Source organism: Paenibacillus sp. FSL M7-0802 (assembly GCF_038004945.1).
GTDB classification, from domain to species: domain Bacteria; phylum Bacillota; class Bacilli; order Paenibacillales; family Paenibacillaceae; genus Paenibacillus; species Paenibacillus polymyxa_B.
On sequence record NZ_JBBOSD010000001.1, the window covers coordinates 5,130,723 to 5,154,248 of the forward strand.

The following is a 23,526-nucleotide window of genomic DNA, read 5'->3' on the forward strand; positions in this document are numbered from 1 at the left end:
CCATTATTATAGCATAAAATTACAAAATGAACCCATATGCTAAAAAGCCTGTCTTTTGGTGTCGTTGACTACATAAAAGCAGTGTGTTATAAATAGGTCAAAGTAAATATCGTGAAAAGCAGAGAAAGACTTCAGTAGAAGGCGGATTCACGTTGTACAGAGAGCCGATGGGTGGTGTGAATCGGTAGCGTCCCTCCTTTGAATTACCGTCTGGAGCTGTCTGGATGAATGGAAAGCATTTGCAGGTTTGCGAAGCTACCATAGTAATCCAGTACCGGGTGTAGGCCCGTTATAGGAATGAAGTGAAAGAAATGTCTGTCTTTGACATGCGTTTCTTTAATTAGGGTGGTAACGCGAGTAGCTCCTTCTCGTCCCTTGGGATGAAAGGGGCTTTTTGGTTTGTCTAATATGTAATATTTTGGATGAAAAATAGGAGGTATACAGGATGAAGTGGGAAGAATTGAAGCCGGAGCAACAGGTAGAGGTCGAGCGACAGCTAGAGGTGATACAGCGGGGTGTGGCGGAAATTGTACCGGAGGATGAGCTGAAGCGTAAGGTAATCAAATCGGTCGTTAGCGGCGAGCCGCTCAAAATTAAGCTGGGTCTTGATCCATCTGCGCCCGACATTCACATCGGACATACGGTTGTTATGCACAAACTGCGCCAGTTCCAGGAATTAGGCCATCAAGTGCAACTGATTATCGGAGATTTTACAGGCAGAATTGGTGATCCGACAGGTAAATCGGAGACTCGTAAGCAACTGACTGAGGAAGATGTACAGCGTAATGCACAAACGTACAAGGAACAAATTTTTAAAATTCTCGATCCTGAAAAAACAAAGGTATTCTACAATTCCGAATGGTTAGGGCCAATGTCTTTTGCTGATGTAGTAACCCTGTCGGCCAAAGTAACGGTTGCCCGTATGTTGGAACGAGATGATTTTACAAAAAGGTACCAAAACGGATTGCCGATCAGCATCCATGAGTTCTTTTACCCGCTGATGCAGGGCATGGATTCCGTGGCTCTCCAAAGCGATATTGAATTGGGGGGGACGGATCAGAAGTTTAATCTGCTGATGGGCAGAACCCTGCAAAAAGAATACGGAGTTGAGCCGCAGGCTACTATTACATTACCATTGCTTGAAGGGCTGGATGGCGTCCAGAAGATGAGCAAAAGTTTGGGGAACTACATTGGTGTTGATGAGGAGCCGAACGAAATATACGGGAAATCCATGTCCGTTCCTGACGAGCTGATGCTGAAATATTTTGAGCTTGCAACGGATATCAACAACGAGGAGCTGGCAGAGCTGGCGAAAGGTGTTAAGGACGGCTCAGTACATCCACGTGATGCCAAAATGAAGCTGGCTGGAACGTTAGTGCGCATGTACCACGGTGAAGAAGCAGAGGAAGCAGCAAAGCAGCATTTTGTGACCGTATTCCAGCAACGTGCGCTGCCTGACGATATTGAAGAGTTCACCTTGACGGCTGATCAGTTAGAAGAAGGTGGCATTCGTGTAATCCAGTTGCTGACTCATCTGGGCTTTGCAGCATCTAATGGTGAAGCCAAGCGCAGTATTCAGCAGGGTTCGGTCAAAATTAACGAAGAGAAATGGACCGATGTGAACGAAGCATACACGCCGAAGGAAGGCGACATTGTGCAGGTAGGTAAACGGAAATTTGCTAAAATCAAGCTTGGATAATGAAAATATTTTCAAAAGCAGCGCTGAGATTGTATCGATCTCAGCGCTGCTTTTTTATTTCTGACAAGTGAAAAGTCATGGTAAACTTAGCACAAATAATCAAACATGTAGGTAAAGAGTTATACATAATGAAAACGTGGGTTGCACAATTTGGGTGTAGGATAGATAACCAAAACAATTACAAGTGCGGGGAAGGATTATATGGACTATTTTAAACGAATTCAGTGTGCGATTGAGTTTATTGAATTGAATCTCCGGGAGGATTTAAAAATTGCCGAGATTGCTTCACAGGCCTGTTTTTCAGCTTTTCATTTCCAACGGGTTTTTCAGGCCATTTCGGGTTTTACGGTTCAACAATATATAAGAAGGAGAAGATTGTCCGAGGCGGCTGAACAGCTAAAACAATCCAATCAAAAAGTGTTGGACATTGCTATTGAGTATCAGTACAACTCACAAGAAGCTTTTACCCGCGCTTTTGAAAAGAATTTTGGGATCACCCCTGGGAAGTATCGTAACGGTGATATCGAGTTTCCTGCGCAAAGTAAAATCAATTTTCTGGATTACCAAAAAAATACGATAGGGGATTTGGATGTGAATAAGCCGGTGATATTGCAGCTCGAAACAGTTAAAATTGTAGGATATGAATATAAAACAAATCTGAATAATGAGCAGCACTATAAAGAAATCCCAGGGTTTTATGGGCACTTTGGAGCAAATGAATATTTTATGTTTATCCCGAACAAAATTGCACCGGGAATGTCATATGGGGTTGCCTGTCGATTTGAAGACAACGGTGCATTTTCATTTGTGGTGGGCGAGGCAGTTGAAGAAGAGTCAAAAGAACTGGCAGAGGGTTTCGTATATATGGAGATTCCAGCAGGGAAGTATGCTGAGTTTGACGCTTCGGGTTCAGATGGACGGGTTCAGAATATACGAGACTTTATCTATGGCACATGGCTTCCTAATTCTAATTTTGAACGGAGGGAGGGGCCTGATTTTGAAATTACGGACGTGATGAATTCCTCCTATCCAGATCACTTGAGTATGAAGGTATACATCCCCATTGAATAAAACCCTCAGGCTCGATGCATAGGGAATATAAAAAAAAGCACCCGAATAAATTCGGGTGCTTTTTGGTGCTAATACAAGGATTAGCGGTTGTAGAATTCGACGATTTGTTTTTCATCGATATCTTGGGACAATTCGCCACGCTCAGGCAAACGAATGAATTTACCTTCCAGAGCTGCGTCATTGTACTCCAGGTAAGCTGCCAAGTGGTTGCGGTTTTCCAAAGCTTCTTTAATGGAAGACAGGGAACGACTTCTTTCACGAAGACCGATCACGTCGCCAAGACTTACTTGGTAAGAAGCGATGTCAACTTTTTTACCGTTCACAGTAACGTGACCGTGAGCTACCAATTGACGTGCGCCTGCACGGGAATTAGCAAAGCCAAGACGGAACACAAGGTTGTCCAGGCGGCTTTCCAGCAAGAACATAAAGTTTTCACCAGCGATACCGTGCATGTGTTGAGCTTTGTTGAACAGGGTACGGAATTGTTTTTCACCCAAGCCGTACATGTGACGCAGCTTTTGTTTCTCTTGAAGCTGCATACCGTAGTTGCTGATTTTTCTCCGTTGGTTTGCACCATGTTGTCCCGGAGGGAAAGGGCGTTTCAATTCTTTACCTGTGCCGCTCAGGGAAATACCGAGACGACGGCTCAATTTAAATTTAGGACCAGTGTAACGTGCCATTATAGAGTTAACTCCTTCATAATTAAAATTTGAGTTGGGGCTCTCTTTGCGCTCCAATTTGTTCGGCGCTACCAATTAAGGTAAGACGCACTACTGACAGAAAAGTTCAGCCGCTGTCCTGTCAGCAACAAAAAAGATGAGGGTGACACAAACTGTTACGCCCAAAATTTAAGATCCGCACAGTAGATAGTTCTGCCGTACAGTCTTTTTCATTAATATATACTATATGTAAGAGTGGGTCAATGTCAAGAAAAGAAAAAGAATGAAAACGTCAGAATTTGTCGATAGGGCTTAAGAACTAAAAAAGTGGGACGAATTTCTGAAAAATGGATGCAAATTTCTAGAGTTGAGAGTAAAATAGATCATATTATGAGCTATAGTGGTGTATAGCCGCTGTCTTGGTACAGCTAATTTTGCTGTGAAGGAGCGCCTTAATATGTCGGAATTTTCAACAACGGATCAGCAAATGCTTGACAGTAAAACAGTCCAGGCTGGCGGTGCTCCGCTGTTTGATGATAAAGGATATACGTCTTTTGCCTGGCTCCAGAACATGGATATGACACCCTATGATTTCCCCTATATTAACCAGCTGCTTGTCCAAGGATATCGGAGTTGGTTACAGCAGAGCAATGGTATATCCTGGATTAACGAAGAATATACTGGTGTTTTTAATTTTATAGGTGTTCGTGTTGCTGGTAGGGAAGAAGATGATGACGAGGATTTGGATTTGGTCGAACGTTGTTGCATATCTAGAGAGATGGAAGTGAGTCAGCGCAAACTTCGTGATGGAAGCCTTGCGTTTGTGTATATGGTTCCCATACTATGCCGTAATTACAAGAGGGAGCCCTTTGCCGCTCTTCGTTTTACACGGCCTGCTCAACATTCTGTCTCAAATCAGGACACATTGTTAGCAGCTGCTTTACATTTTAAATCCTGCTTTTACTCGAAGTTTGAGTATATATTTATGGAAGATATCCTTGGGATGCAGAATCGAAGCGATCGTGAAGGTAGACGCCGTTCTATTTTATTTCAGATTGTAAAACGGATGCATGACAAAATTGACGTGGAAGGCGTGCTGGATGAGGTATTCGGGAGCATCGCCTATTTGTTTCCCCATGTAGATATCACCTTGTATATGAGTCAGGATCGACACAGTCGCAATCCGCAGGTCAAACCTTTGCTGCTGCATGAACGGGACGAAGATGTATGCGTCCGTGCATTTATGAAAGGGCAAATGGCTGTGAATGAGCCTGTCGGTACACAAGATGAAATGACTGAAATCGGCATCCCATTACGTGGCAAGCAGGGTGTATACGGTGTTTTCCATATGATCCTTCCATCGGGTGCGGATAGTATGAAAAAAGTGGATGTAGAGCTGATTGCCATGATGGCGGATACGGCTGGCACTGCATTTGAAAATGCGAAGCTGCTTGAGCAATCTAATGTACTTATTCATGAATTGCGTCTCATTAATGAACTGGTTCAGCGCTTGAATCAGAGCCTGAAGTTAAATGAAATATTTGAATTTGCCGTGCAGGAGTTATTAAAAATGTTCATGGCTGACTTTTGTTGTATTGTACAGCTTGATCAGGATGGAAGCTGTTTTAAGGTCATGTCGAGTAATGTGGAAAGCTTAAAATTAGAAAGTTACCCTCATGAAGAGGGATTTGCTGGACTGATACGCAAAACAGGAGAACCAGTGATTGTGTCGGACTATAGAAAGGATGGGAAGATAACCTCTCATTTTATGGATGCGACGGACTCCCAGTCTTTGATGGCTGTACCTATGAAGACCAGCGGTACTCCTAGAGGGGTTATACTATTGTCCAGCAAGCTTCCACACTTTTTCTCTTATGATAATTACAAAATGCTGCAAATGCTAGCCCCTCACATCGGGTTGGCGGTAACCAATGCTATGCTGCACGCTGAGGTGCGACGTTTGGCTAATATGGATATGTTAACAGGTCTGTATGTACGTCATTATGTGGACCAAATCATTCAGCAACATCAGGAAAAGGATTTCTGTGGATCTCTTATTTTGGTAGATATTGATCAATTCAAACAGGTGAACGATACGTATGGGCATCAGACGGGTGACGAAATTCTGAAAAGCGTCAGCAATATCGTTCGTTCGGCGACTCGCGATGAGGATGTATGTGCCAGATGGGGCGGCGAGGAGCTTGCCATTTATTTACCGCAGCTGGGGGTACAGCAGGCGCTCGGATATGCAGAAAAAATACGTTACCGTGTACAGCATGAAACCGAGCCTCAGGTGACTGTTTCTTGCGGGATTGCTGAATGGAACTGGCTGGACGAGCAGATCAGTATTGAATCTTTATTTTATAGCGCTGATATGGCCTTGTACGAAGCGAAAAATGAAGGACGCAATCGAATAGTTGTTGATCATGTAGCCAATGTGTAGAGAATATTCCTTAGGGAATGTTCTCTTTTTGTCTTGCATAACCCATTGCAGACAGGTAATCCTAAACGTAGCTTTATCGTGTGTATGTTTGAACTATAGGGAAAACACGATAAAGTGAACCAGGTAGCATAACTGCCTTGAAGCAGGATTATTGCTCATGAGTACAGTTATGTTCAGGATAGGATGGATGATGGGATGCATTGGAGAAAGCAATGGGTGATGCAGGTTTGTGGTGTGTTCCTTGTGATAGGTGTGTTAAGTGGTTGTGCACTGGATCGACAATATACTCCTGAGCAGATTTTTAAGAGATCTGTTGCAGGAATGGCTGGCAAAGAGATGGTAACGTTTACTGGACGGACTGCAATTAGAGCTGACAGTGGTCTGCCAACGAATAAGCAGTTTGAATATCGCGGTAGGCTAAGAAATCACGATGAATTGATCATGCATTGGGGCTCTACAGAAGCTTTTCGTAAGCAAGGTGGCTACGTAGCCCTGCAACAAGGTAAGTCCGAGCATGATGTTACACAAGAACATTTTCTTCGTCAGAGTGGAAAATGGGTTGCGCTGACATCCGGTTATCCCCCTCTGGGTGGAAATGGTATGTTAAATCGCTTCAATCCGATTCAGGAGCTTGAGGAATTAAATACACTGAATAAGAGCATTCGTATGGAAACGGGAGCTGCCCGGGGAACTTGGATGTTGAGGATTGAACCGGAATCTGCTTCGGCAAAGCGCTGGTTGAAAGATCGTTTAATAAAAGAAATGAATACGTTAAACCCTCAAATCGGGATATTAAAAACGCAGCATACAGGAACGAATCGAGAACTGCAAAAGAAGCTGACTCAAGTATGGTCACAAAGTTGTGAGGATATGAGCAACCAGTTGGAGCAATCCATTGTGCGTACTGTGTATCATCTGACCATAGATCGCCAAACAGGTTTACCCTTAAAGCTTTCATCGGAATGCAGGATTTCCCGACAGGGAGTGAATGAAGAGCTGCATCAAGAGGCTTTGATAACCAGAGTTACTTTTGAGGACTACAAGTAAAGGAGCGGGCGTGATACAATGAATTTTGAATTAACCATTGTTCAAAAAGAATGAAATAGAGAAGGAGAGTCACTACATGAAAGATCCTAGAATACTTAAGCTGGCGGAAAATTTGGTAGGTTACTCTGTTGAGGTGCAGCCTGGAGAAAATGTATTGATCGAAATGATTGGTACAGAGCGTGACTTGCTTAACGCCATCATTCATGAAGTTGGTAAAAAAGGTGGAAATGTTTTTGTACAACTTACAGACCGTAAGGTACAGAGCGCCATGCTTCGTCACGCGACAAAGGAAATGCTGGAGACCTGGGCTGAGATTGACCTTAACCGGATGAAGCAAATGCACTGCTACATCGGAATTCGTGCAGGGGAAAATGTAAATGATCTGTCAGATGTGCCGGAAGATAAAATGAAAATGTATAATTCCATTTATCAGCATGCGGTACATAGCGAACAACGGGTGAAACACACCAAATGGGTAGTGCTGCGTTATCCGAATGACAGCATGGCTCAATTGGCGAATATCAGCACAGAAGCATTCGAAGATTTTTATTTCGATGTGTGTAATCTGGATTATGCAAAAATGGACAAAGCTCAAGATGCATTGGCAGACCTGATGAATCGGACGAACAAGGTACGGATCAGCGGACCGGGTACGGATTTGAATTTCTCTATTAAGCAAATCGGAGCTATCAAGTGTTCAGGTCAATGCAATATCCCGGATGGCGAAGTATACAGCGCACCTGTACGTGATTCCGTTAACGGAACTATCAGCTACAATGCACAAACCCTGTATAATGGTATTACTTTTGAAAATGTTAAATTCCGTTTTGAAAATGGTAAGATCGTGGAAGCGACGAGTAACGATACGAAGCGGCTGAATGATATTCTTGATTCTGACGAGGGAGCACGTTATATTGGCGAGTTTGCCATCGGGTTTAATCCGCACATTTTACATCCAATGAAGGATATTTTGTTTGACGAGAAAATCGCTGGCAGCTTGCATTTTACACCAGGTCAAGCTTATGAAACAGCGGATAACGGTAATCGTTCATCCATCCACTGGGATTTGGTGTTGATTCAGCGTCCAGAATATGGCGGTGGTGAAATTTATTTTGACGATGTTTTGATTCGTAAAGACGGCATCTTTGTACTGCCTGAGCTGGAGCCATTAAACCCTGAAAATTTAAAATAACGATATCCGTTCTTGCTGAGAAAGCGATTTCAATGTATTATTATGGATGAGTAACGATACATGACAATTCAGTAAAGCGAGGGATCTCTATGTCCAATAATAACGCGGCTGTTGTTGAAATTGCACAGACGGCGAGCAAGTTCACCTCTTCCATCGTCCTTCATTCCGAAAATAAGTATATTGATGTGAAAAGTATACTGGGCTTGTTTACGACCCTAGTCAGCAGCCATAGCTATGAACTACACGTTCATGGACCAGATGCGGAGGAAGCTAAGAAAGCGATCATCGAGGTGTTCGAGAAGCACGGACTTCATATTTCAGTAGCCAGCTAACTTTATTCTTGAAGCAAAAGCATCCCTACCTGTAACTGTAGGGATGCTTTTTTTGTCAGGTTCTTGTATTAGCCTGCAATTTGGTCTAATATTAAGGATAGGACGTCTTGTGCGACATTGAGACATAGGGGGGAAGAATCCATGACTTCATCTGATTTGCAGGAACAATTGAATATCAAGGCTATTAATCTGCTTCAGGAAGATGCAGATAAAATAAAGAAGCTTATTGAAGTACAGATGGAGAATCTGGCAACCCGTTATTGCCCTCTCTATGAGGAAGTGCTGGATACTCAGATGTACGGATTTTCCAAGGAAGTGGATTTTGCGGTTCGCGCTGGACTTCTTCCGGAAATGGTAGGTAAACAGCTGGTCAGTGAGCTGGAACGCAATCTGGCTATTCTATATGAGGCCATGAATAATAAGGCCAATTAGGAAGACGGTTGAATTGATGAGAGCATGCGGAGTTTGAGAGCATGCTTTTTTTGATGCCTTTTTTTAAAAAATGTTCTTTAAGGATGGTAAAAGCGCATCGCCCTTCCACCATCCTAATGCACATTTTAAAACCTTAAAAGCTACACAAGGAAGAAGGATACACCTAACAATACATACACTACCAGTAGCATGAGTCCCTCATACCAGTTGGTTGAGCCATCCTGGGTGATGGATTTGGCGATAAATACAGCGACAGCAATGGCGACCAGCTCAATTGTGGTGAAAACAATATTCATCGTGTTTCCCATAAAGTAACTGATAAAAATCAGCACAGGGGCAACAAATAGTGCAATTTGTAAACTGCTGCCGACAGCTATTTCGACAGATGCACCGATTTTGTTTTTCATCGCCAGTAAAATAGCAGCGCTGTGTTCGGCTGCATTACCAATAATAGCGACGAGGAAGGCACCTACAAACAATTCGCTGAGCCCAAATTGGGTCGTAAATACCTCCAGTGTACCTACCAGCCATTCGCTGACAAAAGCGACCATGACAGTAGCGAGTACCAAATAGGCAATGGATTTGTTTCTGGACCACACAGGGGCATGCTCATGTGGCAATTCTTCATCTTTTTGTTCGGTCACATCAGCTAAATAGTCCTTATGCGTAATCATAGAAAAAATAAGCCACGCAATATACGCGACAATGAGCGTGCCTGCGACAATGAGGCTGAGCGTATCTGATTCGTTATCCGTGATAACGTGTGTGTTCAGAAAGACAGCTGGAACGAACAAGGCAATAACAGCCACAATCATCAGAGAACCACTTAATCCAGCCAGCGATATATTGAAATTTTGCACTTTGTACTTTAAACCGCCAGCGAACAGACTTGCTCCGAGCACCAGCAGCAGATTACCGATGATGGAACCGGTAAGACTGGCCTTTACCATATCGTAAAGACCTTCTTTAACAAGAAAGATGGCGATGATCAGTTCGGCTGCGTTACCAAAGGTGGCATTTAAGAATCCGCCTAAACGTTGGCCAGCATAATGCGCGACACTTTCGGTCGCCCTGCCGAGAAAACCGGCTACGAATACAACAGAAATTGCGCAAATGACAAATTGGGCTATAGCGTTCCAATGCGTGTAATGAGCGACTGCGCTAAGAGCAAATGTCACTATAAGCAAAGCGGGAGATAACCATTTTTTCAATGAAGAGCACCTCGATATCAATAGATGTGTACAAGTTTGGTGAAAGCTGTCACTTGTATGGATTTTCTAAATTAATATACCCAAAATGATATAGGTTGTAAACGAAAGTTGTTTTTCATACGTAGGGTTTGCATTTGGAGTGGCTGAGGCTTTACAATACAAATAAAGGATGGATGAAGGGGGACATAGGTCATGGCAGAGCAAATTCAACAACTGGAAGCAGGAAACATCAAGATTTCCAACGATGTCGTAGGTAAAATTGCCGGGATGGCCGCATTAGAGACACCGGGCATTGCTGCAATGTCAGGCGGTTTATCGGAAGGCTGGGCCAAAAGGCTGAGCGGTAAAAATGTGCAAAAAGGCGTATCAGTGGAGGTTGGACAGCTGGAAGCTGCCATTGATCTACGTATTATCGTGCTCTACGAAACACCTATTCATGAGGTGTCCCGAATTCTTCAGCAAAATGTGCGAGAAGCCGTCGAAAGTATGACGGGTTTGCGGGTCGTGGAAGTGAACGTAAAAGTGGAAGGTGTCGCGTTCAAGGACGACGCAGTGTAAAAGAATTAGGAACCGATAAATTGACGTTTTTCACCAATTGTATACATGCCGGGAATTCCGTGGGATAACCCGAATAAAAACACGAAAACTGGTGGTTATAGAATCGCCAGTTTTCGTTTTGTGAATCAACAGTATAGCCATTTTTGCAGAGGGTTCCCATATTTTATACATAACCAAAAGAACTTCCAAAGCCACCGTTGTAAGTGGTCCATGGAAGTTCTTTTTTTAACGAAAACGGTTGGTTCTACGCGTTTGAAAGCGATTGGGTACTTCATTACGGACAGCTACCCCTGTGGTGCGTTCTTGCACCGCTTGTTTGGTGTTCTCACGAGAAATACTGAGCATAATGCCCATGGAAAACATCATGACAAGTAGGGAGGAGCCACCAAAGCTGATAAATGGAAGCGTTACGCCAGTGATTGGAATCGTTTGGGTTACACCGCCGATATTAATGAAGGCCTGAATAGCGATCAAACCCATGATGCCAGTGCCTACCAACGTTCCGAACGGATCATGGCAACGCAGAGCAATGATCATGCCTCGCCAAATGAAATACAAATATAGCATCAGGAATATGGCTGTTCCGACAAATCCGAATTCTTCACCAATTACAGAAAAGATAAAATCATTAAATGAATTAGGAAGATAGTGAAGCTTGATAATACCTTTACCAAATCCTGACCCGTTTAAACCGCCTTCGCCTATAGCTTGCAAGGACTGTACCAGATTGTATCCTGTTCCTTGTCTATATTTTTCGGGATTGAGAAAGGCTTGAAAGCGTCCGATTTTATAATCTTGCTTGGCAGCAGCTTGTCCATCTGTGGTTCCAGAATCTCCTCCAAACAACGACCCAATGCCAAATACGATGGAAGCGCCTAGCACGAGCAGAACAATTGATGCTGTAATATGCTTGACACTGGCTCCACCGGCATAAATAATCAGACCACTGGTAGCAACCAAAATGAAGCAGGAGCCTAAATCAGGTTGAAGCATGATGAGTCCTGCAACACAGCCTACAATGACTGTTACAGGTATGTAGCCAGTCCGCAGATCTCTAAAGCGATCTCCTTTTTTGACAATAAGTGCGGATAAGTAAAGAATGATGGAAATTTTCGCAAGCTCCGTTGGCTGGAAGCCAACACTACCAAACCTGAGCCAGCTTTTTGCGCCGTTAAGTGAGCCTGTAAAAAGAACGATGATTAGCAGTAATATAGTTATGAAAAATAAAGGTACAAAAAGCTTTTTATATTTTTCCATCTTAATATTCATAGCTACCAACATAATAAAAAGTCCAAGTACAGCAAATGCAGATTGGCGCTTCACAAAATATAAAGAGTCAAAATTGTATTCTTTATTCAGCAGAGCTACGCTGGAGCTGGAGCTAAATACCATAATTACACCGAATCCAACCAATAACAAAGTGAGGATCAGCAATTGAAAATCCGGTGTGCCTCTTCTTCGAGTCTCCGGCTTCGTATTTCTCATATCAGCTTCCCCCGGTATTCGCCACAAGGTATATTCCTCGCAGACGGTTATCATTTTATCGTTTATCCATTTTATCATATTATGTTTGTTGGGCTTCTGCAACCTCCCTGGAGCAACAGATATCGCAACAATTCCATATCTGCTACAATAGGATGAAAATGAAGACTTGAGAGCAGCGGTGCATACGTGGTGACGCTGCATGATTAATTCGGGAACTTGCCCGGTGCTTTAAAAGGAGAGGTGGAGCAGAATGACACAACATGCGATAGATAAGATCTGGTTTGATCGTTTGCAAGAAAACATGGTGGAGTGGCGTAGACATTTACATAAGAATCCCGAAATTTCCTTTCAAGAAAGCAAAACCGCAGCTTTTGTAGCGGATAAGTTGGAGAGTTGGGGAATCGAGATTCGCCGTCAGGTAGGGGGACACGGTGTTGTAGGCACCATTCGTGGTGCTAAACCCGGGCCTGTCGTCTTGCTGCGCGCCGATATGGATGCTCTTCCTATTCAGGATGAAAAGGAATGTGAATATCGCTCCAGCGTGGACGGAGCCATGCATGCTTGCGGCCATGACGGACATACATCCGCGTTGCTTGGAACGGCTTACTATTTCAGTCTGAATCGGGACGAGCTGCAAGGAGAAATTCGTTTGTTGTTCCAACCTGCGGAGGAATTGCTGCCTGGCGGAGCGGTCAGTGTAATAAAGGATGGTATATTGGAAGGTAAGGATGTCATTTATGGCATCCATTTATGGACACCTTTTCCGGTCGGGACGGCCGCGAGTTGCGCAGGGCCGTTGATGGCGGCGGCAGACGATTTTTATATTGAAATCACAGGTAAGGGTGGGCATGGTGGGATGCCCCAGTCCACTAATGATAGTGTCGTGGCGGGTTCAGCTCTTGTTATGCAACTGCAAAGTGTTGTAAGCCGTTCAGTCGACCCATTACGACCTGCCGTGCTGACGGTGGGAACCATCCAAGGGGGCTCTGCGCAAAATGTGATCGCAGAAACGTGTCGCTTGAGTGGAACGATTCGTACGTTTGATGAGGAGACACGAACGGTAATGAAGGAGCGACTGCATGAGGTGACCGAGCTTACAGCCGCAACATACGGTACAACAGCACAGGTTCGCTATATTATGGGGTACCCACCAGTTGTCAATGACACACATGAAGCATCTCGTTTCTTTAATGAAGCAAAATCTGTTTTCGGCGAGGAGAATGTGCAGAAAGCGTCGAAGCTGATGCCTGCTGAAGATTTTGCGTATTATTTGGAACGTGTGCCAGGTTGCTTCATGTTCGTAGGAGCGGGTAACCCAGTTAAAGGAGCAGTTTATCCACACCATCATCCAAAATTTGATTTTGATGAGGATGCTATGATTAACGCGGTTCGTTTGTTTATTGCGATGTCTACGGGATACGCTGCGGAACGAAACGCAGGGGCAATTAAGGGCTAAAATGAGTTGAATTGGGAACGGTTCAATCTGGAGTATGAGGTTAATGAAATGGGGTACCCTACTGTTGAAAAGGAGGGAGTACCCATGAAAAAGGTTCAGGAAGTTATGACTAAAAAATGCGTAACGGTTACCCCGCAGGACAATATTTATGAAATTGCGGTCAAAATGAAGGACAATGATACTGGTTTTATTCCGGTTGTGGAAAGCGAAGGCAGTGATAAGTTGATCGGTGTAGTAACGGACCGTGATCTTGTCGTTCGCGGTTATGCGGCTAAAAATTCGGGTTCGGGTTCGGTCGATACCGTCATGACGACAGGTATTCGTACAGCTAGTGCGGACATGTCGGTGGACCAAGCAGCTGAACTCATGGCAGAACAGCAAATCCGTCGTTTGCCCGTAACGGAAGGAGACCGTCTGATCGGGATTGTCTCGATCGGGGATTTGGCTGTTCGTAATATTTTTGCAGACAACGCTGGAGAGGCGCTTAGTCATATTTCCGAGCAGGTCCACTAGAAGAATAATTAAGGTAGCATTAGTTTGGGGAGATCTTTACCCCGAGCTTCTAATCAGGAGTTCAACCCGAATATGGGTTGGGCTCCTTGCTATTCTGGTTGATATGCCAATAAACGGATAAGCTATTTATTATATAAGTTTAAAATGATGTATTGTTAGATTATCAGGAGGTAGTTATGAATCCAGATCATCCTTGTATTGTACAACGTGATTTTACCGTTCTGCTGGAGATGGGCTTGCCCGGTTCAGAATGGGCTCGTTCACAGTTGCAGATTTATGCGGAGCTGGTTAAAAGCCCGTCCGCTTTTCATACATACCACATCACTCCATTGTCTTTGTGGAACGCAGCTGCCCTCGGATGGAGTGCTGAGGACATTCAAAATAGTTTGCACTCCATGTCCCGTTGGGATATTCCACGTGATTTGTTGAAGGATATTGAACAGCTCGTTTCTCGTTATGGGACGTTGACGCTTTCACGGGAGGGTACGGAAGAAGAGCGAACTTATAGCACAGATATGATTGGCGCATACCGTGCTGAGCATGAGCCAGACGGAGGTATAAAGACAGGGAAAGCCAACAGCTATACAATGGGTGATCGCTTGATCTTGGCAGCAGAGACCCCCGCTTTACTGGGTGAGCTACTGACCAAGCAAGAGCTTAAACAGCTTGGTTTACTTCGACTTGATGAGGTAAGCGCGTCGGTCCCGTCCGAAAATCGGGGCTTGCTCAAGCAGGAATTAACGCGCTTGGGATATCCCGTTGTGGATACGGCAGGCTATCTTGAAGGGAATCAGCTTAGTTTTACCTTGGGAAAGGGAAAAACAAAGTTGCAGCTTCGTGATTATCAAGTAAAGGCCGCTGATGCGTTTGAAGGAGCGGACGGATTAGGGGGTAGTGGTGTACTGGTGCTTCCATGCGGAGCCGGAAAAACAGTGATAGGTATGGCGGTAATGAATCGGTTTCAGTGCGAGGTGCTTATTCTAACATCTAATACTACTTCTGTACGGCAATGGGTAGAAGAGTTAAAACGAAAGACGGATATTCCTCCCGATTCCATTGGGGAATATAGTGGTCAGAAAAAAGAGGTGCGTCCGATTACGGTGGCGACCTACCAAATATTGACACACCGTCGCACCAAAGATGGGGATTTTGAGCATATGAAACTGCTGAGTGAGCGGAAGTGGGGACTTATTATATATGATGAGGTTCATTTGCTGCCCGCGCCAGTATTCCGGGCGACGGCTGACATTCAGGCTACCCGTCGTTTGGGGTTAACAGCCACGCTGGTTCGAGAGGATGGTTGTGAACGCGATGTGTTCTCTTTAATTGGACCCAAACGGTATGATATGCCGTGGAAGGAACTGGAGCGACAGGGCTGGATCGCTCAGGTCGATTGTGTGGAGCTACGGCTTCCAATGACAGCTGAACTTTTGGAGTGCAGTATGAGTGCCGAGGGTAGACAGCAGTACCGAATTGCAGCCGAAAATCCGGTCAAACTGGAGGCGGTACGTAGCCTGATGCAGCAGCATAGCGGCTTGCCCACGCTTATTATTGGTCAATATTTGGACCAATTGCGTATATTGGCTCAGGAGCTCGGTGTCCCACTGATTACGGGTTCAATGAGCCAGACGGAGCGGGTGCGTTGGTTTGATGCGTTCCGCAAGGGTACAATTCGGACCCTATTGGTATCCAAGGTTGCAAACTTTGCGGTGGATCTGCCGGATGCGGCAGTAGCCATAGAGGTATCGGGTAGCTTTGGCTCTCGTCAGGAAGAAGCGCAGCGACTGGGCCGCATTTTGCGACCAAAGTCGGGCGAGAATAAAGCTTATTTTTATGCGCTAGTGACGGAGAATAGCAAGGAGACGGATTTTGCAGCTCGTCGTCAGCTGTTTCTGATTGAGCAAGGCTATGAATATGCGGTTCGCAGATTTAGTGTGACAGAGGCTATCGTAGGCCGGGATGATAAGCCTGGAGATCGTGGAAAGAAAAAGGAGGCCTAATCAAGAATGGGCGTAACGAACACGCAAGACAGCTGGAATGAGCTTTCATCAGATGAGCTGCTGGTGCTTAGACAATGCTTTATCCGGTACGCGGGACAGCCCATGAAGGAAGAAGAACCTATACAGCTTACCCGGGGAGCGTTAAGCGGAGTCGAAACGAAACTGGCACTGCGTGGATTACGTGCCCGGGGCTGGCTGGAGGCTGTTACCAAATCGTGGGGCGAACGAATTTTATATATTCCGGTTCATCGGCTACCGGATCTGTACGATATGTTGTTAGAGCAAAATCCAATGAACATGATGCATTCGGATCATCCGATAATGGTACATGAATCAATGACAGGCCTGGAGTCGGATTTGCTGCATGCGTTGTCACGTATTGCGGTACAGGGCGTTCCTTTGACGGCCAAAGGAACCATACATAAGCGGTCATTGCAAAAATTGAATGAACTGACCCCCTTTCGCCCAGAGGACCTGATAGGTCTTGGGTTGCATTATGCGCATGCAGAGCTGTATCCAGTGCAAACGGTGGTAATGATGGATTTGCTACTCAGTTTGGGTCTGTTAGTGAAGGAAACTGTGTCTTTTCGCGTTCAGGAAACGGAACTGGAGACTTGGATTCGTTTGTCTGCTTGGCAAATGCGCAAGCATATTTTTGCTACACTCATGGAAAGATACGGCAAGGCCGAAGCGTCTATGCAGCATTTTCGCTATATGCTGTGTGCCGTCTCCCAGTATGTAGGATCAGAAGGGTGGATATCTATCAAGTGTTTGCTGCAATGGATGCTTCAGGTAGGTCTGATCCAGCAGGAGAGTACGAACGGAGCTGATCCCAAGAACGGTGCCCTTTTAGACCTTGTTCCTACAATCTCAAATACGGAAGGGTTTGCGGGAGAAACGGTATCTGATTTTAATTTCAATGGACCTTTCATGGAGGAATTGAAGGGTTGGCTGAAGGCACTGACTGCTTTTGGAATGGGCGATTGGGGCCAGACTGCATCGGGCGAACTGTGTTTTCGCTGGGATGTATCTGTGATAGATATGCTTCGTCCCAATAATTACGAGGATACACATCAAGAACAAGGTACTTTTTATGTACAACCTGATTTTGAAATATTGGTTCCACCAGATGTGGCATATGATGTGCGCTGGCGACTGGAATGCTGCTGTGAACGTGTGACAGGAGATCGGATGGTAGTATACCGGATCACCAGAGAAAGTGTTACAGAGGCAATCGAGTTAGGAATGGAGGCCAAAGCAATTCCTGCTCTTCTGCACAAGTTCAGCCGGACAGGTGTGCCTGATCATGTACGCATGACGGTAGAACAGTGGGCAGGCGATGTCGGACGGACGGCTTTTGCAACGGTAACACTTTTGCGATGTGGCACACAGGAGGATGCAGACATGGTTGCACGCCATCCCGCGCTGGAAGGATTGCTGGAACGGCTCGGTGACAGGGACTTTATTATTCCGGCGAGCTCTGCTGTCAAAATACGAAAAACGCTTGCTGCAGTTGGATTAGGTCCACGTCGTGAACTGAAAGGTGTGGACGATCCGACTCATCATTATCCATTGATTTTGGAACCAGAGAACATAAGTTCAGGCAGTCCCAACAGTGAAATGGAGTCCGACCCTACTCAAGCCTGTTCTATATTTTCCCAAGAGGGAAGAGCAGGTTTTGTTTATACTGGGCGCACGCTGCATTTTTACGAACAAGAGCACACGCTGCCTGATCCGTCTGACTATTTTCCAGAAAGATCTACAGTCCCCTCCTCATGGACAAAAGAATGGAGGAGTTACCATACTTCCACTGCCCGGCAGTTGATCGAGCAAGCGATTCGTTGGCAGGCTGCTGTGGGACTGCGAATCGGTGGGAAAGAGGTTAAATGGATACCGGAGGCGGTGGTTCCCGGTGCACCATGGAGTGTCACAGGCTGGTACGCCTCAGGAATGGATGACGAAGCACCTTCTCCTGCGACTTTACAGCCAAGTGAATGGTCAGACATGCGGCTGCTGGTTCCTTTTACATAGTAGAGCCAGGAAGTGCATGAAACTCCTTCTTCTCAAAAGAAGGATGTGGTATGATAAATGAGTCTACTTTTACAGGGTAGAACTTTATATAAAGTGAGATGAACATTCATGAGCGTAGCCGAATTGAATACGGTCAATATGGCAGAAGTGCTTATTAACGCCTATGAATTGGGCGATATGGTCAACCGATCCTTTGAGGTATCGGATTATTTATATTGGAAACAGCGTGTGGAATTGAACCCGTCTATTCAGGCGTGTGTACGCAAGCTGGATGCCAAAAAGGAGCTATTCGCGGAAACGGAGCGTTTTGGGCATTTTCATCCGAACTATCATGAAGCGAAGGATGCAGTGCAGGTCGTTGAGCTGGAACTGGAACAATTCGTGGATGTTAAGGAGTTCAAACGAGCCGAAAAGGCGCTGGATGATATGCTTCATGCCATGTCTGAAACGATTGCATATTCCGTGTCCGAGACCATTAAGGTGCCGAGCAATGATCCGAATGTGAAAAAGGACGGATGTGGCAGCGGAGGGAAATGCTCCTGTGGATAGGTCATAGGAATGATACCGAGTGGAGGGGAGATGAAGCGAATGTTTGCCGAGCGGACAGGGTACATCATTTGGGTAAGCGATATCAAGGCTGCCCGCAATCTGGAGAAATACGGAAATGTCCACTTTATTTCAAAGCGTATGCATTATGTAGTTATATATATGAATGCGGATCGGGCAGAAGATACCGTTAAAAATATTCGCAGACTTTCCTATGTGCGTAAGGTCGAGCGCTCTTTTCGAAATGAGATTAGGACGGAGTACAACGACGATAAGGAAAAGATGAAAGAATATGAAATATAAGCTTCTAATGTCTATAAATTGTAAAATATTCTTAAAAGGTCAGCCTACGGGCTGGCTTTTTTTTGTAAAGCCAGGACTTTTGCATAATGGTCTTAATGCTGTTAGACCTAAAAAATCTTTAAAAATCACCCATAAACTTCAATTTTGTAACTTGTAGTCCCGGGTCTGTTGAGGTAACATATGAATATATTGGTAGATATAAAGACCTATCTGGTGGGGAGAGTGATCCCGTGCGTGACAAAGCAATGCAGCGATGGAGTACATACGAACCGTTCTACGTGGAGATGGGCGATAAAAAAGTCGCCGATATCGTGATTACAAATCATGCGAAAACTCGCTACTTAGATCGGATAGAGCAGAAACAGTCCGAGACGAATCATATCGCCGCCTGGCTTTGGGAATGCCTGAAGCAAAACAGGATGGAGTCCTACTATCATAACGAAGAGGATGTATATTTAATTGATGGTGATCTGGTCGTCGTGGCCGAATTTGGAGAGTTGCCCGGCGAGATGGATATTGCGGGGAATCCGCTGCACAAGATGATTGTCATTACCTTTTTGGGCCGGATGTCGGAGACCATTGAATTAAGGGATTTGAAGTCATACTATTCATGGCTACGCCATTCGCGGCGCATGACACTGATGAAAAGCACTCGTAAGCAAAAATAGACGGTGATTGGGCGGTCGGCCCTAGGCGAAAAAATCTCCGAACTTATGATTACCGTCAACTTTAAGTAGAAAGTATGCAGTTATTAGCTGCATGCTTTTTTTTATTTCCAACAATATAACTCTCCAATTCGGTAAGTTTACTTGGAAATGCTTCGACAGATGTTTTTCTTATGTTAAAATAGGGAGATCAGAGGGGAGAGGGCTGTCAGTATGAACTTTCATCAGTTGCACATTTTTTATACCGTAGCGGAGCGCGGAAGCTTCTCGGCGGCGGCACAAGCGCTGCATATGACACAACCTGCGGTGACGATGCAAATTCAGTCTTTAGAAGATTATTTCGGCACGAAGCTGCTGCAACGTTCGACTAAAAAAATCGAGCTTTCAGAGGCGGGAGCGACACTATTGCCTTTTGCGAAAAAAAGCATGCAACTGATCAGGGAAGCTGACGAGGCGATGTCTGCTTTTACTCACATGCTGGAGGGAAGATTGCATATTGGCGCTAGCCTAACGATTGGTGAGTATATTGTACCAAGAATGTTGGGGCCGTTTGGCCAGGAATACCCTCATATACGTATGGCGATGAATGTGATGAATACGACTCAAATTATGGATGATATACTAAAACATCAGTTGAATTTAGGACTGATTGAGGCCCCAGTCCAGCATCCAGATATCGTGGTGGAACCTGTGATGCAGGACGAACTGAAACTGATTGTGCCTTCAGGACATGCGCTGGCCAAGGCTAAAAAAGTGGTTCTGGAAGATGTGTTTAAGCATCCTTTTGTAGCCAGAGAAAAGGGATCTGGTACACGTCAAGTGATAGAAGATGAGCTGAAAAGTCGTGGTGTGGATGCCTCCCGACTTGGTATTGTAATGGAGATGGGGAGCACTGGAGCGGTCAAATCGGCGGTAGAGGCTGGACTGGGTATTACCATGCTATCACCTTCTTCGGTGAAGCATGAAGTTGCGCTCGGATTGTTGAAAATTGTAAACATTTCAGATATCACGTTCAAACGAGAATTTTATGCAATTCATTTGAAGTCGGCGTTGTTGCCGATTCCGGTAGTAACCTTCCTGTCTTACTTGCGTCGTCATGATCAGGGAACGGACGTGCAGAGGGACTCGCAGGACGAGCTTGCAAAGCTGAAAGAGAAGGAGGATGCATAATGAAGGAGCAGATTAGCGTAAAACGATATGATTTACATACACACACCCTAGCATCTGACGGTATGCAGCCACCTGTAGATAATGTGCGCTGGGCCAAGGAAAAAGGACTGGCAGGTGTGGCCATTACAGATCATGATACGGTAGCTGGCCTGGAAGAAGCCCTGGAGGAGGGAAAACGCATAGGAATTACTGTGGTGCCAGGAGTGGAAATTAGTACTCGAGCTGGCGGTAAGGATATTCATATACTCGGTTATTTTATGGATTACCGCAATAAAGTGTTTTTGGAGCGGTTGGAAAAGCTTCGCCAGGCGCGGGATACCCGTAATGATTTGATTTTAAGTCAATTGCGTAGTCTGGGCGTGGAAATCACACTGGATGAAGTGGTGGCTACGATGGGCAGACCGCTGGCACCAGATGAAAGCATTGGACGTCCGCATATGGCGGATACGCTGGTTCAAAAGGGATATGCGAAGGATATGCGAGACGCGTTTGACCGTTACTTGGCGGAAGGAGCGCCCGGATATGTGTCTGTACCCCGTGTAGAGCCTGCGGAGGCCATAAACTGGATTCGTGAAGCAGGAGGGGTACCTGTGGTGGCCCACCCTGGCTTGTACGGAAATGATGAGCTGGTTCGCTCAATTATAGAGGAGGCGAAGCCTGTGGGCTTGGAGGTGCGACATTCGGACCATGATGCTGAGGCTGAGAGCCGATATACTGTGATGGCGGCGCAATATGGGCTTATTGCAACTGGCGGCTCGGATTTTCACGGCGCACGCCAAGGTGTTATTTTCCACGGTGATCTGGGTAGCCGTAGTGTGGAAGGTCAGGTTGTCGAGGAATTGAGGAAGGCTGCTGTTGGACAAAAGTAAATAAAAAGCCCCTTGCCTTATGCATGGAACACAAGAAGTGTACCGTGCAAAGAACAAAGGGCTTTTTTTGTGGATTCAATAGGCTAGTGATACTTAGCCGTTTTTGATGCGATTCGGCAGCTTTTTGATCAGCTCCTCGTCGGGTGTAATGAAGAGCGTACGCTGATGGTCGTAGATGACAAAGCCGGGTTTGGCTCCGCTGGGCTTACGTACATGCCGAATCAGGGTGGCGTCCACAGGTACACTGCTGGATTGCTTGGCCTGGCTAAAATAGGCAGCGAGTTGAGCTGCTTCCTCTAGCGTCGTATCCCCGAATTGCTCAGCACGTATAACGACGTGTGACCCCGGAATATCCTTTGTGTGCAACCAGGTGTCATTTGGTCCGGCCAGTCGATTTGTCACATATTCATTTTGCAAGTTGTTTTTGCCGACCAGTAACTCGATACCTTCGGATGATGTATAGACGTGCAGGGTTGGACGGTCGTTTTTCTTCTTTTTCTTTCCTTTTTTGACCCGATCTCTGAGATAGCCCTGCTGAACCAGTTCTTCACGTATTTCCTCAATGTCATTCATAGAGGCATGGGCTAGCTGCTGAAGAAGATTGTCCATATAACGGATTTCTTCGTGCGTTTTCTCCAGTTGTTCATCAATGACAGCCAAGCTGTTTTTATATTTGTTGTATTTTTTAAAATACCGTTGTGCATTATCCGACGGGTTGAGTAGTGGGTCCAGTGGGATGGTCATTGGACGCTGTTCCTCATCATAAAAGTTAGTGAGCGTCACTTCTTTGTCCCCTTTTTTCACCTCATGCAGCGAAGCGAACAGCAACTCTCCATAAATGCGAAATTGATCGGCATCTTCCGCCTCGGCCAAATCCTGATGGAGATAGTCGAGTTTTTTTAGGTTTTTACTCCGCTCGTTTTGCAGAAACCGCAGTAGGTCACTGACCTTTTGCTTAACCGTATCCCTTTCTGCTTTTTCACCGAAGAAGTCCTCCATACACTCACTAATAGTAGCGTACTCCTTACGTCCTTCTTGGATCAACGTCAGTGGAATGGCTGAGAATATCACTTTATCTTGTGCGTTTAGTCCAGATACCGGCTGAAAACGATGATTCCGCACGTCATCCATGATGTGACTGAATGTCCTCCATAGTGAACGATCACTATCACCAGATACTTCATTAGTTACTCGAGCTAGTATCTCTTCAGCAATGAGGGGACTGAGTCCAGTAAAAGTGTTCACGATCCAGCGTTTGGGAGCTTCTTCGGCCTCGATCGCTGTTTGATACGAGGATATGAAGGCTGCCTCTTCCGTTTCTAGTGGATTCAGCTTGTTTTGTTCAGGAGGCTCCGTGTATTGAAAGCCAGGCATAATGACCCGATAGCTGCTGATAGACGGTGTGACATGATGAATGCCATCCAGCATCACGCCTGTTTCCGGGTCAAGCAAAATAATGTTGCTGTGTCTACCCATCAGTTCAATGATAATTCGTTTGAGTGAAATATCTCCCAGTTCATCACGTTGACGTATATCCATGTGAATAATACGCTCCATGCCCACCTGCGTGATTTTCTCAATAACGCCTCCTTCGCAATGCTTGCGAAGGAGCATACAAAACATAGGGGCTTCTGTCGGATTAAGAAAGCTTTGTTCTGTAAAATGTACACGCGGGAAGGTCGGATTAGCCGACAGCAGCAGCTTTACGCTTCCGCCTTGTGCCCGCAGATTCAGCACGATATCGCGATCATTTGGCTGATGTATCTTATTAATGCGCCCGCCCCGGATGCCTTGCAGTTCGTGTACGATAGCGCGGGTTACGATTCCGTCCAATGCCATAATTA

The 23,526-nt window shown here is 45.4% G+C and carries 21 protein-coding genes and 1 other annotated feature; of the genes, 17 read left to right on the top strand and 4 right to left on the bottom strand.

Translation table 11 applies throughout. The annotated features are described in order from the left end of the window. Nucleotides 1–112 precede the first annotated feature (112 nt). Nucleotides 113–379: a binding site (T-box leader), on the top strand. 66 nt (nt 380–445) lie between these two features. Beyond that, nucleotides 446–1,699, top strand: a complete 1,254-nt coding sequence (tyrS, locus tag MHB54_RS23365) for a tyrosine--tRNA ligase (protein ID WP_013310921.1) — start codon at nt 446–448, stop codon at nt 1,697–1,699. A gap of 201 nt (nt 1,700–1,900) precedes the next feature. After that, a complete protein-coding gene (locus tag MHB54_RS23370; protein ID WP_069080012.1) occupies nt 1,901–2,770 on the top strand; it encodes an AraC family transcriptional regulator in 870 nt (289 codons plus the stop codon). Between the two features lie 80 nt (nt 2,771–2,850). Here the strand turns inward: MHB54_RS23370 and rpsD are convergent, their stop codons facing one another. Next, nucleotides 2,851–3,450: a 30S ribosomal protein S4 gene (gene rpsD, locus MHB54_RS23375; RefSeq protein WP_025723468.1), complete on the bottom strand. Its 600-nt coding sequence runs from the start codon at nt 3,448–3,450 to the stop codon at nt 2,851–2,853. A gap of 436 nt (nt 3,451–3,886) precedes the next feature. Here rpsD and MHB54_RS23380 point away from each other — a divergent pair, with 436 nt between their 5' ends. The 5 genes from MHB54_RS23380 to MHB54_RS23400 all read left to right on the top strand — a co-directional run bounded on the left by MHB54_RS23380 (nt 3,887) and on the right by MHB54_RS23400 (nt 8,875). After that, nucleotides 3,887–5,872 carry a sensor domain-containing diguanylate cyclase gene (locus MHB54_RS23380; RefSeq protein ID WP_264453603.1) on the top strand — a complete coding sequence of 662 codons (1,986 nt, stop codon included), beginning with the start codon at nt 3,887–3,889 and terminating at the stop codon, nt 5,870–5,872. 195 nt (nt 5,873–6,067) lie between these two features. Beyond that, nucleotides 6,068–6,919: a hypothetical protein gene (locus tag MHB54_RS23385; protein ID WP_023989325.1), complete on the top strand. Its 852-nt coding sequence runs from the start codon at nt 6,068–6,070 to the stop codon at nt 6,917–6,919. Nucleotides 6,920–6,995: 76 nt separating this feature from the next. Beyond that, nucleotides 6,996–8,111 carry an aminopeptidase gene (locus MHB54_RS23390; protein ID WP_264453604.1) on the top strand — a complete coding sequence of 372 codons (1,116 nt, stop codon included), beginning with the start codon at nt 6,996–6,998 and terminating at the stop codon, nt 8,109–8,111. An 89-nt stretch (nt 8,112–8,200) separates the two neighbouring features. Beyond that, nucleotides 8,201–8,443, top strand: coding sequence for an HPr family phosphocarrier protein (locus MHB54_RS23395; RefSeq protein ID WP_013310915.1), 243 nt, complete (start codon nt 8,201–8,203; stop codon nt 8,441–8,443). Between the two features lie 141 nt (nt 8,444–8,584). Then, nucleotides 8,585–8,875: a YlaN family protein gene (locus MHB54_RS23400; RefSeq protein WP_007431028.1), complete on the top strand. Its 291-nt coding sequence runs from the start codon at nt 8,585–8,587 to the stop codon at nt 8,873–8,875. Between the two features lie 140 nt (nt 8,876–9,015). Here the strand turns inward: MHB54_RS23400 and cax are convergent, their stop codons facing one another. After that, nucleotides 9,016–10,086: a calcium/proton exchanger gene (gene cax / locus MHB54_RS23405; RefSeq protein ID WP_068941497.1), complete on the bottom strand. Its 1,071-nt coding sequence runs from the start codon at nt 10,084–10,086 to the stop codon at nt 9,016–9,018. Nucleotides 10,087–10,278: 192 nt separating this feature from the next. Here cax and MHB54_RS23410 point away from each other — a divergent pair, with 192 nt between their 5' ends. Then, entirely contained in the window at nt 10,279–10,644 is a 366-nt protein-coding gene (locus MHB54_RS23410) for an Asp23/Gls24 family envelope stress response protein (protein ID WP_013310912.1), read from the top strand. A gap of 225 nt (nt 10,645–10,869) precedes the next feature. Here the strand turns inward: MHB54_RS23410 and ftsW are convergent, their stop codons facing one another. Next, on the bottom strand, nt 10,870–12,129 hold the full coding sequence (gene ftsW / locus MHB54_RS23415; RefSeq protein ID WP_025723472.1) for a putative lipid II flippase FtsW: 1,260 nt from the start codon (nt 12,127–12,129) through the stop codon (nt 10,870–10,872). A 250-nt stretch (nt 12,130–12,379) separates the two neighbouring features. On the opposite strand from ftsW, the gene MHB54_RS23420 reads away from it, so the two are divergent. The 9 genes from MHB54_RS23420 (at nt 12,380) to MHB54_RS23460 (ending at nt 21,682) form a co-directional block, all read left to right on the top strand. Then, on the top strand, nt 12,380–13,585 hold the full coding sequence (locus MHB54_RS23420; RefSeq protein WP_340982040.1) for a M20 metallopeptidase family protein: 1,206 nt from the start codon (nt 12,380–12,382) through the stop codon (nt 13,583–13,585). 84 nt (nt 13,586–13,669) lie between these two features. After that, nucleotides 13,670–14,098, top strand: a complete 429-nt coding sequence (locus MHB54_RS23425) for a CBS domain-containing protein (RefSeq protein WP_023989320.1) — start codon at nt 13,670–13,672, stop codon at nt 14,096–14,098. A gap of 176 nt (nt 14,099–14,274) precedes the next feature. Beyond that, on the top strand, nt 14,275–16,098 hold the full coding sequence (locus MHB54_RS23430; protein ID WP_264453606.1) for a DNA repair helicase XPB: 1,824 nt from the start codon (nt 14,275–14,277) through the stop codon (nt 16,096–16,098). Between the two features lie 6 nt (nt 16,099–16,104). Then, nucleotides 16,105–18,129: a helicase-associated domain-containing protein gene (locus MHB54_RS23435; RefSeq protein WP_264453607.1), complete on the top strand. Its 2,025-nt coding sequence runs from the start codon at nt 16,105–16,107 to the stop codon at nt 18,127–18,129. Nucleotides 18,130–18,237: 108 nt separating this feature from the next. Further along, nucleotides 18,238–18,678: a YlbF family regulator gene (locus tag MHB54_RS23440; RefSeq protein ID WP_264453608.1), complete on the top strand. Its 441-nt coding sequence runs from the start codon at nt 18,238–18,240 to the stop codon at nt 18,676–18,678. Nucleotides 18,679–18,717: 39 nt separating this feature from the next. Next, entirely contained in the window at nt 18,718–18,978 is a 261-nt protein-coding gene (locus MHB54_RS23445; protein ID WP_023989316.1) for a YlbG family protein, read from the top strand. Between the two features lie 230 nt (nt 18,979–19,208). After that, nucleotides 19,209–19,646 carry a hypothetical protein gene (locus MHB54_RS23450; protein ID WP_023989315.1) on the top strand — a complete coding sequence of 146 codons (438 nt, stop codon included), beginning with the start codon at nt 19,209–19,211 and terminating at the stop codon, nt 19,644–19,646. 210 nt (nt 19,647–19,856) lie between these two features. After that, a complete protein-coding gene (locus MHB54_RS23455; RefSeq protein WP_049828338.1) occupies nt 19,857–20,813 on the top strand; it encodes a selenium metabolism-associated LysR family transcriptional regulator in 957 nt (318 codons plus the stop codon). Then, complete coding sequence (locus MHB54_RS23460) at nt 20,813–21,682, top strand: PHP domain-containing protein (RefSeq protein WP_053325719.1); 870 nt, start codon at nt 20,813–20,815, stop codon at nt 21,680–21,682. The genes MHB54_RS23455 and MHB54_RS23460 overlap by 1 nt, the downstream gene beginning before the upstream one ends. A 93-nt stretch (nt 21,683–21,775) precedes the next feature. Here MHB54_RS23460 and MHB54_RS23465 read toward each other — a convergent pair whose 3' ends face one another. Then, entirely contained in the window at nt 21,776–23,521 is a 1,746-nt protein-coding gene (locus MHB54_RS23465; protein ID WP_068941505.1) for an Rqc2 family fibronectin-binding protein, read from the bottom strand. Nucleotides 23,522–23,526 lie beyond the last annotated feature (5 nt).

Excerpts from the sequence above, each read along its gene's own strand:
- tyrS (WP_013310921.1), top strand. The coding sequence starts at position 446 with ATGAAGTGGGAAGAATTGAAGCCGGAGCAACAGGTAGAGGTCGAGCGA.
- MHB54_RS23370 (WP_069080012.1), top strand. The coding sequence starts at position 1,901 with ATGGACTATTTTAAACGAATTCAGTGTGCGATTGAGTTTATTGAATTG.
- rpsD (WP_025723468.1), bottom strand. The coding sequence starts at position 3,450 with ATGGCACGTTACACTGGTCCTAAATTTAAATTGAGCCGTCGTCTCGGT.
- MHB54_RS23380 (WP_264453603.1), top strand. The coding sequence starts at position 3,887 with ATGTCGGAATTTTCAACAACGGATCAGCAAATGCTTGACAGTAAAACA.
- MHB54_RS23385 (WP_023989325.1), top strand. The coding sequence starts at position 6,068 with ATGCATTGGAGAAAGCAATGGGTGATGCAGGTTTGTGGTGTGTTCCTT.
- MHB54_RS23390 (WP_264453604.1), top strand. The coding sequence starts at position 6,996 with ATGAAAGATCCTAGAATACTTAAGCTGGCGGAAAATTTGGTAGGTTAC.
- MHB54_RS23395 (WP_013310915.1), top strand. The coding sequence starts at position 8,201 with ATGTCCAATAATAACGCGGCTGTTGTTGAAATTGCACAGACGGCGAGC.
- MHB54_RS23400 (WP_007431028.1), top strand. The coding sequence starts at position 8,585 with ATGACTTCATCTGATTTGCAGGAACAATTGAATATCAAGGCTATTAAT.
- MHB54_RS23410 (WP_013310912.1), top strand. The coding sequence starts at position 10,279 with ATGGCAGAGCAAATTCAACAACTGGAAGCAGGAAACATCAAGATTTCC.
- ftsW (WP_025723472.1), bottom strand. The coding sequence starts at position 12,129 with ATGAGAAATACGAAGCCGGAGACTCGAAGAAGAGGCACACCGGATTTT.
- MHB54_RS23420 (WP_340982040.1), top strand. The coding sequence starts at position 12,380 with ATGACACAACATGCGATAGATAAGATCTGGTTTGATCGTTTGCAAGAA.
- MHB54_RS23425 (WP_023989320.1), top strand. The coding sequence starts at position 13,670 with ATGAAAAAGGTTCAGGAAGTTATGACTAAAAAATGCGTAACGGTTACC.
- MHB54_RS23430 (WP_264453606.1), top strand. The coding sequence starts at position 14,275 with ATGAATCCAGATCATCCTTGTATTGTACAACGTGATTTTACCGTTCTG.
- MHB54_RS23435 (WP_264453607.1), top strand. The coding sequence starts at position 16,105 with ATGGGCGTAACGAACACGCAAGACAGCTGGAATGAGCTTTCATCAGAT.
- MHB54_RS23440 (WP_264453608.1), top strand. The coding sequence starts at position 18,238 with ATGAGCGTAGCCGAATTGAATACGGTCAATATGGCAGAAGTGCTTATT.
- MHB54_RS23445 (WP_023989316.1), top strand. The coding sequence starts at position 18,718 with ATGTTTGCCGAGCGGACAGGGTACATCATTTGGGTAAGCGATATCAAG.
- MHB54_RS23455 (WP_049828338.1), top strand. The coding sequence starts at position 19,857 with ATGAACTTTCATCAGTTGCACATTTTTTATACCGTAGCGGAGCGCGGA.
- MHB54_RS23460 (WP_053325719.1), top strand. The coding sequence starts at position 20,813 with ATGAAGGAGCAGATTAGCGTAAAACGATATGATTTACATACACACACC.
- MHB54_RS23465 (WP_068941505.1), bottom strand. The coding sequence starts at position 23,521 with ATGGCATTGGACGGAATCGTAACCCGCGCTATCGTACACGAACTGCAA.